Annotated in this window: 10 protein-coding genes; 5 read left to right on the top strand and 5 right to left on the bottom strand. The window is 35.2% G+C overall.

The features are described 5' to 3' along the window. Window positions 1-177 precede the first annotated feature (177 nt). The 3 genes from K350_RS0125115 to K350_RS31720 form a co-directional block, all read right to left on the bottom strand. The gene (locus K350_RS0125115) at window positions 178-1,050 is read right to left on the bottom strand and encodes a transglutaminase family protein (protein WP_028982266.1); all 873 of its coding nucleotides are present in this window, start codon (window positions 1,048-1,050) and stop codon (window positions 178-180) included. A gap of 12 nt (window positions 1,051-1,062) precedes the next feature. Beyond that, the gene (locus tag K350_RS0125110) at window positions 1,063-3,609 is read right to left on the bottom strand and encodes a circularly permuted type 2 ATP-grasp protein (RefSeq protein WP_028982265.1); all 2,547 of its coding nucleotides are present in this window, start codon (window positions 3,607-3,609) and stop codon (window positions 1,063-1,065) included. Between the two features lie 237 nt (window positions 3,610-3,846). Beyond that, entirely contained in the window at window positions 3,847-5,715 is a 1,869-nt protein-coding gene (locus K350_RS31720; protein ID WP_162144210.1) for a PKD domain-containing protein, read from the bottom strand. Between the two features lie 415 nt (window positions 5,716-6,130). Between K350_RS31720 and K350_RS0125100 the strand changes: the two genes are divergently transcribed. From K350_RS0125100 to fabF, 4 genes are all read left to right on the top strand, one after another. After that, window positions 6,131-8,617, top strand: coding sequence for a T9SS type A sorting domain-containing protein (locus K350_RS0125100; protein WP_028982264.1), 2,487 nt, complete (start codon window positions 6,131-6,133; stop codon window positions 8,615-8,617). Between the two features lie 519 nt (window positions 8,618-9,136). Then, entirely contained in the window at window positions 9,137-10,153 is a 1,017-nt protein-coding gene (locus K350_RS0125095) for a glutamine synthetase beta-grasp domain-containing protein (protein WP_028982263.1), read from the top strand. A 137-nt stretch (window positions 10,154-10,290) separates the two neighbouring features. Next, window positions 10,291-10,635 (top strand): tRNA-binding protein, encoded by a 345-nt coding sequence (locus tag K350_RS0125090; protein WP_028982262.1) that lies wholly within the window; start codon window positions 10,291-10,293, stop codon window positions 10,633-10,635. 424 nt (window positions 10,636-11,059) lie between these two features. After that, window positions 11,060-12,304 (top strand): beta-ketoacyl-ACP synthase II, encoded by a 1,245-nt coding sequence (gene fabF / locus K350_RS0125085; protein ID WP_028982261.1) that lies wholly within the window; start codon window positions 11,060-11,062, stop codon window positions 12,302-12,304. A gap of 93 nt (window positions 12,305-12,397) precedes the next feature. On the opposite strand, the gene K350_RS0125080 is transcribed toward fabF, so the two are convergent. Further along, entirely contained in the window at window positions 12,398-15,226 is a 2,829-nt protein-coding gene (locus K350_RS0125080) for an Ig-like domain-containing protein (protein WP_028982260.1), read from the bottom strand. Between the two features lie 596 nt (window positions 15,227-15,822). On the opposite strand from K350_RS0125080, the gene K350_RS0125075 reads away from it, so the two are divergent. Next, window positions 15,823-17,052, top strand: a complete 1,230-nt coding sequence (locus K350_RS0125075; protein ID WP_028982259.1) for a glycosyltransferase family 2 protein — start codon at window positions 15,823-15,825, stop codon at window positions 17,050-17,052. A 342-nt stretch (window positions 17,053-17,394) separates the two neighbouring features. Here the strand turns inward: K350_RS0125075 and K350_RS0125070 are convergent, their stop codons facing one another. Then, the gene (locus K350_RS0125070; RefSeq protein WP_028982258.1) at window positions 17,395-18,564 is read right to left on the bottom strand and encodes a glycosyltransferase family 2 protein; all 1,170 of its coding nucleotides are present in this window, start codon (window positions 18,562-18,564) and stop codon (window positions 17,395-17,397) included. Window positions 18,565-18,678 lie beyond the last annotated feature (114 nt).

Below are 18,678 nucleotides of genomic sequence, written 5' to 3'. Positions count from 1 at the left end.
TTTTAATGAAAAGTCGAACTTTGCTCTTCTTTGTTTTTAAGTAATAAAATATTCTGATCTAAGAGAGAAATTTTACCAATAATAAAGAGTTCTCTGTATCTACTCCATGTTTCTCAATGTGATTTTTTTTAAAGTTAGATACAGATGAACTCATGGTGTTACAATGAGAATATTATATTATGACCTTTTTACATCCACTTCCACACTTAGTTTATGACTACCACTGCTGAAAATAACACCTTTTAAAGGAACTATATCCCTGTAATCCCTGCCCCAACCAATAGTTATATGTTTCTGAGATGGAGTCATATTATTTGTTGGGTCAAAATCCACCCATCCAATGTTAGGAACAAAAATAGAAAACCAGGCATGAGATGCATCTGTACCAACAAGTTTCTCTTTACCTTTTGGTGGAACAGTTTCGATATATCCGCTTACATATCTGGCAGGCAAACCCAATGAGCGAATACAGGCCAATGCAAGATGAGCAAAATCCTGACATACTCCTTTTTTATGTTTCATTACTTCTGATGGTGGAGTAGTAATAGTTGTAAATCCAGGCTGAAACTTAAAATCATTGAAAATTCTTTGCATCAGATTTTTAGATGCCTCAATAAAAGGTCTTCCCTTAATGAAGGATTTTAGAGTATATTCAACAATAGTCTGGTTGGATGAAGTCATGGCTGTTTCCTGAATAAACTGACGAGCTTCAAAATATTCCTGCTTTGGTTCATATAACATCCCCTTTACGACCTCCCAGGTGAGTTGATCATAAAAAGATTTATCAGGCTCTTTATTATGTTTTTCAATGAGAGAGTTAACAGTTACAGTTAATTCTTCATGTGCTTTCTGTAAAGAGAAATAAACTGATTTATTACCGAAATAGTCTTCATATTTATTTATGACATCAGGCTCTGGATGTATTTTAATTTCGCTTTGGATGCAAATCTGATTATCCGTATTGCGGGGAAATAGCTTGGCTATATTCTGACATAAGCTTACTTGTTCATTGTAAGTATATTTTGTCTTATGGGAAATGCTGTACATCATAAATAAGTATGCTTAAGCGATATCTGAAGAATATAATTGCTTTTGGCTTTGTGCATGTTTGAAAAATGTCCTGGAGATTTCAAACGGAACAGATGACATAATTGTGTTCAATTTCAAAAGAAGTTCATCAAGGTGCCTGTATTCCTTTGTTTCTGGATCAGGTTCTGTCAGAATTTTTTTATTAGCAATTTTAAGGATTGTGATGGCTTCAATTACAAGTTTTTCATGAAGATGCAATTCATGTACATTGCTTTTTTTAGGTAAATCCTCAAAATGAACTTTTAATTTTTCAAGCAAATGAATCAATGAATGAGGATTGTGATTGTTGAAAAGCATCAGATCAAGTACAAGCGGCATTTGAATGTTTGTCTTATAGGAGTATCTGTAATTTACCAGGCTTTCGTTACTGGATAAAAATGTTTCCATTATATCATGTTGACTTGATGCTCCATGGTCCCCGATTAACAGAGATCTCAGAATAGTAATCAAAAGAAGACTCTGTTCTATTTTTCGTCCGCTGTCCAGAAGCAACCACCCATGCTCTCTTGAAATGCTTTCTCTGTTTAGGCCAATAAATGCAACCATGGATGTAATCAGGTTATCCAGAGAACTGATCAGTTTGTGACGATTTTTAAGTGTTTCCTGATTTTCCCAATTTTCTTCGAGACTTTTTAAAATTCTCCAGGTATCAGCAGACCAGTAATCCCGAACCGCATCAGCGGATCTTAGTATCATGTGGACATTATATTTGATGCCTCCGATCCTATCTCCATTTATAAAGAGATCAAAAATTTCTGTCCATGGATTTTTTATAATTTCTATATTTTTTTCATCAGTAAATCCGGGATAGGTATATGTATAATGAGTTAAAGCATTAAGCAGAATTTTTTCTGTGTGGTTGTCCTGATCTGTAGAGAAGCCGCCTTTGCTGTTGATATATTGAATAACAGCTCTGATGTATCGGGCATTAGCTAATATTCTGTCTGCATATCTTCCTACCCAGAATAAGTTTTCAGCAGTACGGCTTGGAAGGGCATCATTATGCAGATGAGGTTGCTGAAGATCTTTTGGTGCTTCTTTAGTGCGATTCTTTTCTGATGAAATGATCCATGTATCTTTACTGAATCCTCCGGCCTGATTTGAAATAATAAAACTTTTGGCATCAGAGGATATTCTTGTTAGACCACCAGCCATAGCTTCGTAAGAATCATTATTACTTACAAGGAAACTTCTGAACATAACATTCCTTGGTTCAATTTTACCATTTATGTAAGAAGGAACAGATGAAAAAAGAATTTTTTCCTGACCGATATAAAGATAGGGTTTCATTTTAATTTGATTCTTTAATTCTTTCAATGCTGTAGAAGATAAAGAAGATGCATCGATGGAAGAACTTGTAGTGGTGTCTCTATATATTCTGCGGATAACGAGAGAGCTCAGATTATCGAGTACATATTTCAATTCCCTTGGTTGCCCGCACCACCAGGAGGCAAGAGTAGGAAGGATTAGCTCTTCTCCGGTAAAGTAGTTAGAGATGTTTTGTAGAAAAGGAAGCAGACCTGGATTTTCCAAAATGCTACACCCAAGCGGGTTTGCAAGACTTACGTTGCCGGCCCGCATTACCTGTAGGAGCCCGGGAATTCCCAGTTGAGAATCTTCTTTCAGTTCCAGAGGATCACAATAAATATCATCCACCCTTCGAATAATAACATCAACCTTTTCAAGTCCTGCAATAGTCTTAATCCATACATAGTTATCCTTTACCATCAGGTCATCTCCCTGGACAAGAGAAATTCCCAGATAAGAAGAAAGATAGGAGTGTTCGAAGTATGTTTCGTTCCTGGGGCCAGGTGTTAAAAGAACTATACGAGGCTGAGTATTGGATGATGGAGCAATTGAATTGAGTGTATTTCTTAGTGAGTTAAAATAGGAAGAAAGTCTTTTGACTTTTACCTCATTGAAAAATTCAGGAAATATTCTGGCCATTGCTGATCTGTTTTCCTGAGAATATCCAGATCCGGAAGGAGCTTGAGTACGGTCATTCAAAACCCAAATATTTCCGTCCGGGCTTCTTGCCACATCAGCAGAATACAAGATTAAACCATGTTTATTCTTAAATGAAATTCCTGCACATTCTCTCAAATAACCTGCATGATTGTATATAAGCTCAGCCGGCAGCAAACCATTTTTGATTAGTTTATTTTCTCCATATATGTCCTTAAAAATAAGATCTAATAAATGAGCTCTTTGCTTTAAACCTGATTCAATTTTTCCCCATTCTTCATTATCTATTAAGTATGGAATAGGATCGAGATTCCAGGTTCTGCTTTGCCCAGTAGGGTCTCCATAAACATTATACGTGACTCCATTCTCCTGCAATAACTTTTGAAGATATTGATTTCTGTTAACGAATTCTTCGTAACCCAGCATTTTATAAACTTCAAAAAACTCTTTCCAATGGGCGTACATATTCCCATCCTTATCGAGTAATTCATTATACGAAGGCTGTTTGCTTATATAATTTTTAAATATCGCTTCTTCTGTATTACCTAAAAGCATGGATGTGGTTTATAGTAATTCGGAATTATGTAATTATTCAATATACATTTTAATTTGGACAAAAGGTTAGTTTCTGTTCTGAAGGATTTAATCTTCATAGTTAAATCAAAGGATTTCAGGATAAGTTTATATATGATTGAATGGTGATTTATATTTTATGTATCAAGTCGAAAAAAGCAAGGCTTGAAAAATCATAGCCTTGCTTCTCAATATTTTAGATATGATATGGATTTAATATTATTTCCTTATCACTATTTTTTCAGTAATGTTATGAGTATTAGATCTGAAAGTAATGAAATATAGTCCGGATGATAATCCTTCATTAGCGGGATTAACACTCACTGATTGGTCACCGTTTGAAGTCCCTTTATAAAGCATTTTTATCAGTATTCCTTTTTGATCCAGCAATTCTATTGTTGCTATGTCCTCATCGGGCAGATTAAATTCAATTGTAAGACTTTCTTCAACGGGTTCTGGGTAATGCTTGAAGTAAAACGGCGATGTTATATTTGTCAATGCCGCTGTTCGCAATGCTGCAGATCCTGTTTGGGAGAGTTCAATTCCGTCTATTTTTGCGGAATTAAGAGTTGCAGTTAAGCTGAGATCTAGAGATCCATCATTTATATCAATGGCGAAATTCTGTTGTCCACCGGCCTCTCCAAATGTTTTATGAATATCGAATTCATGAAGGATTTCATTCCCTTCAGCTTGAACGTTAATCAACCTGGTTCCATCTTTCTTTCCTGCATCAGAAAAGTATAGTTTTAATATGTATTGTCCGGGATTTACAGGGAAACTCCACTGCATTGGGGTATTGTTCTGAAAAGAGTATCGGTTATTCCCAAAAACATTATTAGGCGCATCGGAATTGTTAGGTCCTTTCCAGTAATCACTTCCCGTCGTAAGCGTTGTGTTTAGGGTTTCAAGATATCCAGAGGGGGTAAGCTGTTTGTCCAAAGACCAGTTTAATATGGAATCCTGAATTTCTGAGCCACCGCAATTAATTCTATAGAGAATAGAGGCTTCTGTCATCGGCCTGTTAACAAAAACTTTAATAATGTCGGAGCTGGAAGCACCTTCATTATCAATAGCTCTGAATTCGAATGTATATTCCCCATCAATAAACCCATATGCATTGGTAATAATGTCATTACCATTAGATAGAGTAATCTGGCTTGGGCCTGTAATCTGTGTCCAGGAGTATTGTTCGATTATGCCGTCTTCATCTGATGCTTTACCTGTAAGTTCAATTTTATCAATGGGTAGCTCCGTTAAAATATCCTCTCCTGCAAAGGCCAGTGGATAAATATTGGGAGTTGTATGATTAGTACTGTAACTTAATAGCCAGTTGTATATAGCATTCCGATAAAGGCCCGTAGAATCATTTGAAGGTGATAGTGGAAGGTTTTGATATACTGTTCCCCAAAGGGAAGTGTTATGGCCTGCACCAGTGATGACAGTAAGTTTTCCTGGGATAGGAGGATTACATTTGTTATATGCCGTGTTCCAGTAGGTTGCGCTTTTGCCATCATTCTCACCCTGGAATGACCATACAGGTATTTTTTTAGCATTACATACATTGGAATTGACGGTTACTGCTGCAATGGGAAGGATTGCAGCTACTTTATCAGGGTAGGCAATAGCATAATCCCAGGTCCCTCTGCCTCCAGCACTTAAGCCAGTTACATATATTCTGGATATATCAATTCTGTATTTGGTTTTTGCCATTTCGATAAATTCATCAATAAATGAAGGGTACCAGTATGTCCTTGGGCTTTGGGGAGACAAAACGATGAAATTGTCGAGCCCATCTGTCTTTCCATCTGCAATGAGTTTTGGAGGTACTCCGGGAACGAGTGTCTTTGAAAGTACAGTCCCTGCTTCACCTGTACCATGCAGGAAAATTAATAATGGAAAAGAATTACCGGAGGTTGAATAAGAGGGAGGTAGGTATTCATAGTAATTTATAGTAAACCGAAAGAATTTAGAAGGATAAGATGCTGCTATTTGTTGGCCATAGGAGATCTGTGATGTTAAGATTAAACAAAGGATCACTCCTGCTTTGAAATAAGGCAGGGTAAAGGCCAATGATTTTTTTAGTGACATTTTTTTCATGTTTGTAAGTGAGATTATGTGTCAGGGTTAGCTAAAAGAAAGCTTCAAGAATCTTGATTATTAGATGATTAATTACCAATGGGAGCCGCAAATCTGAGATTTGATTTTTCATCCACTGGAACGTGCGGAAACTTACCTGTATTTGTAAAGTACAGTAATTCAGGTAAGTAAAAGGGGATAAGCAGAAAATGTTTAAACCTGGAATTTGCGTTCGATAGGTTCCAACAAAAGATTTAAATATTGATGAGATAATACATGATTATCCATATTCTATAGTATCCCTAAATCGATTTCTCATAATATTTTATTTAGGATTATTTAATGAAATAATTAAAATAAAGCATTATTTCCTAATTTTTATTACATTTACCTAAATTCCTTTAATAATATTTTATTAATAAAAAATATGAATAAAATTCTACCGTCTATATTGATATTCTTTATAATCTGCTCATTTTCAGTAAATGCTCAGATGTGTCCTCCGAAAGCCGGCTCTACTGAATATATTCCTGAAGGTAACTTTGAAAGTACGACTACGGTAGCCAATGATTTTACTCAATGTACATCTGGCTGTAATCCTCTTGGTGGGGATCAATATGTTATTGGTACAAATCCCAAAGATCACAACTCAGGATATTTTGCGAATATGCAAGACCATACGCCGGGGGCCGGGAGTAAAATGCTTATTTTTGATTTTAATGACGCATCTACAGGAAGCGTTGTATTTAAAAAATCTATAACTGTTACAGCTGGCAAAACATATTTTTTCTCTGCCTGGTTTGCCAATGTTGGGGTTAACAACTACGTAGCATGTCCAACTTGTCCAGGTGGGCAGTATATTAGAAATTCGCCAACGCTTAAATTTACTATTGATGGAAAAGATGCAGGAGTTGTGAAAACGGATAGTCTTTCCAACAATTGGACTCAGTTTTTTTCTGAGTACACAGCGCTTACTACTAAAACTATTGAGATTACGATTATTAATACAAGAGGTGGAAATCAAAGTAATGATCTTGCATTGGATGACATATCTTTTACTGATGGATGTGATAAAATTACGAATCTTTCTTCTTTAGGGCAAAGCAGTGCATTGCCGGATACTATATACAATTGCAATGTAGCATTTCCTTATTCATTAAATCCAGGTCTGCCAGCTTCTTATGGATATGCCTGGAAAAAAGTTTCGGCCACTACATTGTCTACAAGTACTACTTATAGTGAGCCTCCAACCCCAGCCGATGGAACATGGCTATATTTATGCTATGAATATATCCCAGGTTGTCCAAGAAAGGATTCGGTTATCTTTAAAAACACACCAATAAAGATGGAACTCGGTTCAGATAAAGTAATGTGTGCTCCCGTTAATTTTACTATCACTTCAGGGATTTCTACACCTCCGGCTGTTATGGAATGGTATAAAGATGGAGTTTTATTGCCTACTGAGACTGGCTCCAATTATATAGCAACGGATATTGGAACCTATAAGGCAATAGCAACCAGATTAAATTGTGGTACAGCTACCGATCAGTTAAAAATTTCTTCCCCTGTTTCTTCTTTTTCAGGAACAGGAAGCTATTGTGATGTAAATGACAAAGCCACATTTACAACTACAGCATCAAAAGCTAAATGGTATACTGTGCCAACAGGAGGGATTGCTCTTAATCCATCCAATACCGATAATACAATAAATTTAACTTATACAGCTACCAACAGAACAACTCCGGGTTGCCCTTCTGGACTTTATGTGGAGGATGTTTCCAGTTATCCAGGGGCAGCAATGCCAACAGCTCCCTGTGCAACTACAAATGCAAATGATGGGTTTGTGGAGGTTGAGATAAATCAACAGATTGAGCTAACATCCTTTGATTTTTATCAAAATACAGGTTGGGGGGATCCGGCTACATTCACATTTGATATTTATCCCAACGATCCTACTAAAGGTCCATACAATGGATTTGGAAACCAAGGTGGGCCTGGAGCTGGTGCTTTATTTCCAACAAAGTCTATCGGTCCACTAAGTGCGAGTACTAATACTGTGAGAACGATGCCGGTAGGGGTTACTCTTACACCAGGGAAATATTGGTTTAAACTTGCTTCGACAGGAGGAGCATTGGGCCTATTTAATTGTTCGCCTACAAGACCGGCAAATTCAAGTGAATGGGGAACACCAATTACAGATAATACAGGAAATAACGTAATGAATTTGATTTCTGCAATTACAGGCGGAAGTCCTGGTACAACCAATGGAAGTTTTGGAAGTTCAGGTCCACTTTTCAATATGAAATTCCAGGTAGGATCTAATAATGCATGCAGTCGACTTTTTATATGTGCTTCTAAAGCTTGTGCCGCCCCAGTTGATTTTCTGAGCTTTGATGTAAAAAAAGTATCAAATGGAAATATACTTTTATGGAAGACAACTTCAGAAACTAACAGCTCTCATTTTGTACTGGAAAGAAGTATTGATGGCATAAATTTCGAATCAGTGGGAAGGGTCAAAGCGGCTGGAAATTCTGGTAGTGTATTGTCTTACAGCTATCTTGATAGTAGAGTTTTTTCAAGCTATGAAACTGTTTATTACAGAATTCAAGAAGTTGACTTGGATGGTTCATTTACTTATTCAAAGCTAAAATCGCTAAGTGATAAGTCTTCCGGATTTGCATCAGTATTTCCAATTCCAGTAAAAAGAGGTCAAATATTAACTTTAGAGTATTTTAGTGAAGAGAATTCTGATCTTAATATTGCTTTATATAATAATATGGGCTCATTTATATTAAATAAGGAATTTAAAGTTGAAAAAGGTTACAATACGATCGAAATTTCAACCAGCGATTTAATGAGTGGATTTTATCTGTTAAAATCAGATTCATTTACTGACAAGATTTTCGTAGAATAAATAAATTAATTAATATATAAATGAATTGATGAAGGCCGGATAGATTCCGGCCTTTTTCATTTTATTACCATTTTAAATAATAGTTCTATATTTTAAAGCAAAACCTAAAAACATTCATGAAGAATATATTTGGGGTATTAACAGGAATATTTTTAGAAATATTATAAAACTCAGATTGAAAAATAATATCCTTCTTTGTTATTTGTTTGATTTTTAGTGTTTTTGCCTGTTTGCTGATGCGGCAAGAGAAGAGTGCTATTTTAAAGATAGTATTAGATAAAATACATTTTTTTGATAAAAGGGGTTGAAATTAAAGGTATATGCTTGAAAAAATGTCAATTATTCATCTAAAAGAAGTATTTTTGTGGTGTGGATAAAAAAAAATAAAAAAAATGAGTTGTTCTTTTGTTTTTTGACTAAAATTCACAAAATTTATATAAGTTTTCAAAGTAACCCTCATAAAAGAGGGTGAATTAAATAAAATCTTTACTAATTAATCAAAAATAAGCTCATTTAGCAATGGCAAAATCGAAATTAGAGTACATCTGGCTTGATGGTTACAAACCGACACAAAGTCTTCGTAGCAAAACTAAAATTGTTGCTGATTTCAGCGGGAAATTGGAAGATTGTGAAATGTGGTGTTTTGATGGTTCTTCTACAGAGCAAGCTCCGGGAGGATCTTCAGACTGTTTGTTGAAGCCTGTTTTTATCTGTCAGGACCCGCAAAGAAAGAACGGTTACCTTGTAATGTGTGAAGTTTTAGCTCCAAACGGAACTCCACATCCTACTAATGGTCGTGCTACTATTGATGATGATGATAATGATTTCTGGTTTGGTTTTGAGCAAGAGTACTTCTTGTGGAGCCCTGAAACAAATAAGCCACTAGGTTTCCCTGAAAATGGATATCCAGCTCCACAAGGTCCATACTACTGCTCAGTTGGTGCGAAAAATGCATTTGGTCGTGAAATCGTTGAAGAGCATCTTGATGTATGTCTAGAGGCGGGCTTGAACGTAGAAGGTATCAATGCTGAAGTAGCAGCAGGACAGTGGGAGTTCCAGATTTTTGCTAAAGGTGCTAAAGAAGCTGGAGATCAAATCTGGGTTGCTCGTTATTTACTTGAAAGAATTGGGGAGAAATATGGTGTTTCTATCAACTGGCATTGCAAGCCTCTTGGATCTCTTGACTGGAATGGTTCAGGAATGCATGCTAACTTCTCTAACTCTGCGCTTCGTACATCAGGTAAGAAGGAAGTTTATGACAGCATCTGCAGCGCTTTTGCTCCTGTGATTAAAGAGCATATCGAAGTTTATGGCGCTGATAATCACCTTCGTTTAACTGGTAAGCATGAAACTCAATCAATCGATACATTCTCTTACGGTGTGTCTGATCGTGGTGCTTCTATCCGTATTCCAATCGCTACAGTTGAGCGTGGATGGAAAGGTTGGTTAGAAGATCGTCGTCCAAATTCTGCTGCTGATCCTTACAAAGTAGCATCAAGAATTATTAAGACAGTAAAAACTGTTTCTAGTAACTAACAATTCTTTTATATAAGAATTTTTTAAGGGAAAGGTGCATTCTGCCATCTTTCCCTTATTCTTTTTATGCAATTCATAAGGTAAAGTAGAGTAGTGTATGTGTTTTTAGACTAAATTTTTTCTGATTATTTTGCACTATGGATGTAAAAGAATTTATTACCTGGGCTGACTTTGAAAAAATTGAAATTCGTACAGGTACAATTTTGACCGCAGATGATTTTCCTGAAGCTAAAAATCCCTCATTCAAGTTGAAAATTGATTTTGGCGTATTAGGCGTGAAAAAAACATCCGCGCAAATAACCAAACTTTATTCCAAAGAAGAGTTAATCGGAATGCAAGTTGTGGCTGTTGTTAATTTTCCTCCAAAACAAATAGCAAATTTTATGAGCGAGTGTCTGGTATTGGGAGCAATTAATGATAAAAAAGAAGTTGTATTGCTTCAGCCAAATATGAAAACTGAAAATGGCCAAAGGATAGCATAAACCTGGATTCCCAAAAGGGTCGAATTTGCAATTTTGGTCTGAAGAGCCTATTTTTAGAGCCGAATTTTAAATTCAACGACTGGCTGACTTAATTTAACCATCGCAAAATTGACAAAGAGCATTATAATTGATATTCATCTCAGGGGGGGGCTTGTGTGCTCACGAATATTCATTCCTTACGTTATACACCACTATATTCTTCGTCTGATCTATGAAAATACTTTTTGTAAATGATTCGGGAACTTTAAAAGGGTGGAATTACGTAGAAGTGTTTCAAATTAATTTGTATTGTTCTTTTGGAGTGATTTGTAATAGAAATTGAATTACCAGAAAAATAAAATTGTATAAAGAAATATATCACTTTATAAGCATCGCTTAAAGAAGTAAGAATCAGGGAATATTCCTTGTAATCATAATTTTAAAAATGAAAAGAGTAGTAATTACGGGTATTGGAGCTTTAACTCCGATTGGAAACACAGCAGAAGAATTTTGGAAGTCTCTTATAGAAGGAAAAAGTGGAGCAGCCCCAATAACAAAGTTTGATGCACAAAATTTTAAAACAAAATTTGCATGCGAACTTAAAAGCTTTGATCCTCTTAAGTTTATTGAAAAAAGTGAAGCCAGAAAATATGACATGTTTACCCAATATGCATTGATTGCAGTTGGAGAAGCTGTTAAAAACGCCAATATATCATTTAGTGAACTTAGTCCTCATCGAATTGGTGTAATCTGGGGTTCTGCAGATGGTGGAGTTATTACTTTTGAAGAACAATACAGCGAGTATATTACCAATAACAGAATGCCAAAGTTTAATCCGTTTTTTATTCCAAAAAGACTGGTAAACATTGCTTCTGGAATCATTTCCATAAAATATGGATTAAAAGGGATAAACTTTACCACAACTTCTGCCTGTGCAGCTTCTAATACTGCGATGATTGATGCCTTCAATTATATTCGTTGGGGAAAAGCAGATATGATCATTACCGGTGGTTCAGAAGCTCCTGTGAACCAGAGTTCTATCGGTGGTTTTAATGCTCTTAAAGCTCTTTCAACGAACAATGAGAATTACTCTTGTGCTTCAAGACCATTTGATGTAAACCGAGATGGCTTTGTTATGGGAGAAGGGGCAGGAGCTATTATTCTTGAAGAATATGAATCTGCTAAAAGAAGAAATGCTCCAATCATAGCTGAAATAGTAGGAGGTGGAATGGCAGCTGATGCATATCATCTTACAGGAACCCATCCGGATGGTGATGGTGCTTATAATGGAATCATGCTTTCTCTGGAAGATGCAGGTGTCAAGCCTTCAGAAGTTGGATATGTAAATGCTCATGCTACTTCTACTCCGATGGGAGATATGAGTGAGCTAAAAGCGATTGAAAGGGTTTTTGGAGTTAATTCGGGATTGAATATCAGTGCAACTAAATCCATGACAGGTCACTTGCTCGGAGCAGCAGGTGCTATTGAAGCGATAGTGTGTATTAATGCAGTGAGAAATGACATTGTGCCTCCAACCATTAACACAGAAAATGTTGATGGTGATTTTGGAAATAAATTTGATCTTACGTTGAGTAAAGCTGTGAGTAAAAAAGTGAACTATGCAATAAGTAACACCTTTGGTTTCGGGGGACATATTGCAACTGCTTTGTTTAAAAAATACGACAATTAAATTTTCCCAAGTTCATAAAAAAAGAGGGCACTTCTTCAGTGACCCTCTTTTTTATATAAATTGATCTTTCTTTTTTTACAGGAAACCAGTTATTTAGTTTTTAAGAATAGTTCTGGTGTAACTTCCTTTGAGAGTTGTGATGTGAAGAATATATAAACCCTGACTTAGATTTTCTCCTATCTCTATAGCTTCAGAATTTAATGGGCCAGAAGAATAAACTTCCTTTCCTTGAAGATCGCATATTTTTATAGATAAAATGTTGTCTCCATTATCTACTGATATATTTGTTGTAGATATGAATGGGTGAGGAGCTGAATTTACAGCTGTTCTCTTGTTGTCAGAGCAGTTTCCTAAAAGAATCAATTTGGAATATTCTTTATAGAAAGGAGCTGTTGTATAGCTCACTCCTGCATACAATGAAACGGAAGGGTAATTGTACTGGCTAAAATTGACATATACTTTTTTATAATCGGAGCCATCACGAGTTATTTTCACGTCACTAGTTGACCACCAGGAGATATTGGTGGTTGGCAAATCATTCTTAAAGGTATAGGTGTACGAAATGCCTGTTGCTATGCATGAAGGACCATTAATACCAACTGGTAATTCAGGAGATACAACCTTAATTATAATCACTTCTGAAGATACGGACGCACCCTTATTATCTGTCGCTACAGCCTTAAAATTGTAAGTTCCGGCAGCGATTTTAGATATCGTGTAAGTGTATGGAGCAGTTGTAGAAGCGTATAGTTTTTCCTTTTCTTTGTAGAAGTTTACAACAGTTACTTGTCCGTCAGAATCGGTAGCCTCTGCAGTTATAGTAAGATCTGCTCCTTCTGTAATAACTGTCCCTGTTTTTGGAGAAGTGATAACAATGGAGGGAGGAATATTGGGAATCTCTCTGATTATTAATGATGAAATGGAGTCATTTAGTTTGTTGTCATACAAACAATTATCGTTTACTCTTAGTGAAATAGATGCTCCGCTGAAGTTGTTTTTTTGATAAAGTGTAATTTCATATCCGGCAGCAATCTTAACCGCTGAGATATCCTTATCTTTAATACCTAATGATGATAACCTTTCTGTTGTGTATTGACCTGTATCCAGACCAATTGCATAGCCAGTTAACTGAAAGCTGCAATGTTGATAGATTGTAGCGATAGGATTTTTTATTGTAATGGTGATCTCAGGTGAGATGGTGTAAGTTCCTTTGTTGTCAGTAGCTTTGGCGGTTAGCTTGCTTACTCCTGCAATAGCAGTTTTCCAGGTAAAAGAGAAGGGGGCAATTGTATCTTCTCCAATCTTGGTTTTTCCATTATAAAATTCAACTTTCATCACTTTGCCGTCAGTGTCAATTGCATCAGCAGTTAATTCAATTGATGGGGCTAGATATATGCTTCCATTAACCGGTAGAAGTAAAGATACGGAAGGAGCCTTATTGATAGTAGGGGTGAAATTTATAGTGCCTGAAATAAAATATTCTCCGACTGAGCCATACTCAGAATAACTTATCGATGTAGGATTAATTTTCCCTGATCCTTTAATATGAAGGTAGTAAGTTCCTGCATTGAGGTTAATACTTAGTTTTGAAGAAAGGCTATCTAAGGGAGATGAGTATGCAATGATCTTTCCTTCTCCATCAGTAATACTTGCATATATATCAAGATTAGGATTAGATGAGGAAGGATTGATAAGCAAATTGGTTGGACCACCAGATGTTGTAAAATAATATATATCTTCATCTGCAGCACTAGTAACAACTCCGGAATTTTGACCGGCATATACATCTCCTGCATCTGTGTACATGAGTTGTTTGGATGAACCTGAAGTCGCACCTGCTTCGTCTTCTCTGAATCCCAGATTGGCTACGCCGGAAGATATAATAGCAATATCGTCTTGCTGGTTACTAGCGTCAGCATATTCACCTTTACTCCATTGCACTACTTTGGAGTAATATCCTACTCCCATTATAGGCGCCCATTCTTCCGTACCTGAAAAGTATTCTTCTTGTGCTGATATTCTTCCGTCATGGCTGAGGCCCAGAGTATGGGCGATTTCATGAGAAGCTGCTTCTCCGGCACCTTTAATTCCATCATTAAATACCCAGCAAGGAGTATCTGTACCCCAGCTGAAAGAACCAATATATGCAATGCCACCCGAACCTGGGGAGGCTGTAGTGGTAGGAGTAAAAATGCATCTCATTCTTTTGTCTGCAGGTGCAGCCTGATAAACACTTTCACTGGTAGTTATATTAATTTTAAAAGGTCTGTAATCTTCACTTACTAGTTTCCAGACTTCTATCATTTCACTTTCGGATAAAACAGAAGGAAGTGCATCAATAGGATTTCCTCCATTCCAGTATGTTCCTGAGACATATTGGCCGTCAAAGTCAAGTAGTATAACTCCTTGAGCACCAGGTAAACTTTGTAAGCTGAGTGCTGGAGCTGAAATGGTAGATGAGCTATTTGTGTTAATCTGAGAATTGACAGGCTCACTATAGTTTATGCATACCACTTTATCTATTGCCACTTCTTTTACATAAACATCACCCAATTGATCAGAATAGTATTCATAAGCTTTTTCAATTTCAGGAATAATGGTTTTTCCTTCAAGCTTTTCATTTTCAATAACGAAAAAGAAATTAGATGTTGGAAAATTTTTGAGTGTACCAATAGCCTTATTTCTTTGTTCCACTGATGATGTGTAATGGAAAAATCCTGTATAAGATGAATCAGTAGTAAGGATTATTTTTTCAGATATCCCAGATCTTTTCTGCTTGCTTATTAAATTTATGAAAGAGTTGACAGTACCTATTTTCTTATGGTTTTGTGAAAAGGAAGCAAGAGGTATGATGAATGATAAAAAAAATATAAACGTGATATTAAAGAAGGGTAGCCTTCTCTCAGGTAGCGGATTTCTCATGTTTGTTGTGTTAGTTGTTCTTTAAGTTTTTGTCTGTGTTTTGATTAAGAATTATTTCTTGTTTTTTCTTGAAAAGGAGATGTTTTGCAAACTGATGTATTATTTAATTTGGAAATTTATAATAAATGGGTCGATTGTATATTCTATTTGATAATGAAGTTTAATGTTTGTTGCTTGTAATTCGACGAATATTTATTTTATTTAGATGTAAAGTGATTTTGTGATTTTTCTTGCTTTTGTTGTTGTGTAATAATTTTTATTGAAAGTTATTTTTTAAAATATGGTCCGTTTTATCAATACACCTATGTTGATTATTTGGGAAAGCTTGATTAGAAGGCAACTATGAAAATTTAGTTGAATTGAATGTGAGTGCTTTATTTAAATCAATCAGGGGTAAAATGGATTATTCTAATATAAGTTTGATTCATTGGAAATCACTGCTGGTTTTAATCTGATTTTAATAGCTGAATATTATAAGTGATTCAAAGGTCTTGAGGATATTAGTTAATAAAAATATTAAAAGTGTATTTATTTAAGGTTTAGCCGATTTTTTTTTATATTTGATAAGCAATTCTTTTCATGAGATCATTCAATTGATGGTACTTTTCAATGCTTTTCTGGGAGTAGTATTTATTTATGTATCAATTTCGGTTTTCTATGCTTTTATTTTTGCTTTGGCAGGAAGGCTAGTTAAAACGAAGAGCACCCCATATTCAACAAGTTTTAAAAAATTTGCTGTATTTATACCATCTTATAAAGAAGATGAAGTGATTTTGAATACTGCAAAGGAGGCGTTAAAGCAGACATATCCGGCTGAATGTTTTGATGTTATAGTTATTGCAGATTCTTTAAAGCCAGCGAGTATAGAATTACTGAAAGCAATGCCAGTAAAATTGGTGGAAGTTAGTTTTGATCAAAGTACTAAAGCTAAATCCATTAATGAAGCATTTAATGTCCTGCCGGAAATATATGACTACGTGTTGATTCTTGATGCAGATAATATAATGGCTCCGGATTTTATCGATAAGCTAAATTCAAGACTTGTCTATACCGGTGTAAAAGCTATACAGGGGCACAGAGTTGCGAAGAATCTTAATACTAAATTTGCTATACTAGATGCTATCAGTGAAGAAATAAATAATCATGTTTACCGGAAAGGACATAGAGTACTGGGCTTATCTTCCGGACTGATAGGGTCAGGAATGGCATTTGACTACAGGTATTACAAATCTTTAATGAAGACCAATAATGCTATTGGTGGTTTTGATAAAGAGTCTGAGTTAAAAATACTAAGAGACGGATTGGAAATTGATTATGTAGAAGACGCATATGTCTACGACGAAAAAGTAGAGAATTCAGAGGTTTTTAAAAATCAAAGAAGGAGATGGATTTCAGCTCAGCTTCATTATTTTAGAAAATATTTTTTATCGGGTTTTTACCACCTTGTGACAAGAGGTAATTATGATTTTTTTGACAAAGCATTTCAGCAATTTTTATTGCCAAGAATGTTATTGCTGGGTTTTGTATTCTTAATGGCCTTTATTTCAATCTGTTTAAAAGGTCTATTTACATTTGATTTGTTTCCCGGAGTTTATTTTTGGGTTGCCATTGCATTGGTTAAGTGCAGTAGCGTGTTTTTGTCTATTCCCAATAAGTATTATAATAAACAAACTCTCAATGCCGCATTAGAACTTCCAAAGGTTTTGATTTTGATGTTTCTGACTTTATTTAAGCTGAAAGGCGCTAATAAGAAATTTATTCATACTCCTCATTCAGGAAATATTATCATCAACGCTGAAGAAGAAGTCGAGTCAGAGATAAAATAATACACAGAGATCTGTTTTCTAAAAAGATTGGGGCGCTAGCATTAGATTCTTTATTTTACTCATTGGTCAGATAATACATTGTCTTTATCAATTATATTTTTTTTTTTTTTTTAACTATTCTCTTAATGTAATCAAAGACTTTTCTTTAAATATAAGTTTGCTTTATTTAGACAAGTGTTGTGCAGTAGGATATACTTTCTTTCCTTTCTGTTAGAAAGACTTTTATGAGGATTGAAGTCTATTGAATTAATAAAGTGCAGATGTAAAGATTGATGATAAATAAAAAGGACTTTCAAATGTAATTGAAAGTCCTTTTTATTATGAGTATTGATTATTCTTTGATTAAGCTCTTTTTGCTTTTTCCCAAACTGCTGATTGTTTTCCTTTCAGGTACCTAAATAAGCCTAGATAAACAGCATAATTCATGATAAAGAAATAGTAAGGAACAAATAATGCCTTTATTCTGATTTGTTTATTTTCTAAATACCAACCTAGAAGAGCCAATGCATAAAAGGATAATTGCCCGGCAAGTATAACCTCATACAAGGGGGAATTATTGATTAAAAGAAAATTGAGAGGAATCAGCATAAGTAAAAATAAAGGGGCAAGCGTCCATCTTAAAACCCTATGAGAGATATATTGAAATGTAAGGGTAAAATGTTTGAATGGATTTAATACATAACTAAGACGCACCATCGACTGCCAGGCTCCAGCACTGATTCTTATTTTACGTTTAAGTTCTTCAGTAACACTTTCAGAAGCTGTTTCCATAGCATAAGCTTTAGGTTCATATATAACTCTATACCCCTGTGAAGCAATTCTCATTGATACCATAAAGTCATCCAGAATGGTATCTTCTTCCAGGTCTGAAAATAATTCTTTTCTAAAAGAGAATAATTCTCCTGCCGCACCTACTATTGTTAGCAGTTCGGAATCCATACGTTTTAAAAAAGACTCATATTTCCAATAGATTCCTTCACCTGCGCCAGATGCCGAATCCTTTTCTTTCTTTAAAATTCTTTTTTCACCTGATACAGCTCCAACAGCAGGGTCAGCATAATGCTTAACGATTTCCCTGATAGCATTGGCGGGTAATATGGTATTAGCATCAGAAAAGATGACAATAGGAGTATTCACAAATTTCATTGATCGATTTTCCGCTGCAGATTTACCACCTCTTTTGGCTTCATGAAGTACAGTTACTCCTTTATATCGCGAAGCAATTTCTGGAGTTCCATCATTAGATCCGTCTGTAATAAAAATTACGTTTAGTTTTTCTGTAGGATAATCAAAAGAAAGACAGTTTCTGATTTTGTCTTCAATTATGCCAGCTTCATTGTATGATGGGACTATAAAGGAAACTTCAGGTTCAAAATCAGGATCTGAAGTAGAGGTAACAGGATTGAAAATACGTTTGATTTTAACCAGTGCAAATAACAAAATGCCATACCCTATATAAGAATAAAAAATTGTGAAAATTCCTAGCCAGAATAGTACTTCAAAAATATTCATGTTAAATTAATTAAAGTTCGAAATTTAGGCTTAATTTAAGTAAATATTAGTAAAGAACATCATAAGTTTAATGAATATAATTTGTTAAATTTGTAATAAGCGATAAATAATAAA

It is taken from the genome of Sporocytophaga myxococcoides DSM 11118 (assembly GCF_000426725.1).
GTDB lineage: Bacteria > Bacteroidota > Bacteroidia > Cytophagales > Cytophagaceae > Sporocytophaga > Sporocytophaga myxococcoides.
The sequence above is the reverse complement of the archived record's forward strand: the minus strand, read 5'-3'. Positions and strand labels throughout refer to the sequence as shown.

Coding starts and splice junctions, on each gene's coding strand:
- K350_RS0125115 (WP_028982266.1), bottom strand. CDS start 1,050: ATGATGTACAGCATTTCCCATAAGACAAAATATACTTACAATGAACAA.
- K350_RS0125110 (WP_028982265.1), bottom strand. CDS start 3,609: ATGCTTTTAGGTAATACAGAAGAAGCGATATTTAAAAATTATATAAGC.
- K350_RS31720 (WP_162144210.1), bottom strand. CDS start 5,715: ATGTCACTAAAAAAATCATTGGCCTTTACCCTGCCTTATTTCAAAGCA.
- K350_RS0125100 (WP_028982264.1), top strand. CDS start 6,131: ATGAATAAAATTCTACCGTCTATATTGATATTCTTTATAATCTGCTCA.
- K350_RS0125095 (WP_028982263.1), top strand. CDS start 9,137: ATGGCAAAATCGAAATTAGAGTACATCTGGCTTGATGGTTACAAACCG.
- K350_RS0125090 (WP_028982262.1), top strand. CDS start 10,291: ATGGATGTAAAAGAATTTATTACCTGGGCTGACTTTGAAAAAATTGAA.
- fabF (WP_028982261.1), top strand. CDS start 11,060: ATGAAAAGAGTAGTAATTACGGGTATTGGAGCTTTAACTCCGATTGGA.
- K350_RS0125080 (WP_028982260.1), bottom strand. CDS start 15,226: ATGAGAAATCCGCTACCTGAGAGAAGGCTACCCTTCTTTAATATCACG.
- K350_RS0125075 (WP_028982259.1), top strand. CDS start 15,823: ATGGTACTTTTCAATGCTTTTCTGGGAGTAGTATTTATTTATGTATCA.
- K350_RS0125070 (WP_028982258.1), bottom strand. CDS start 18,564: ATGAATATTTTTGAAGTACTATTCTGGCTAGGAATTTTCACAATTTTT.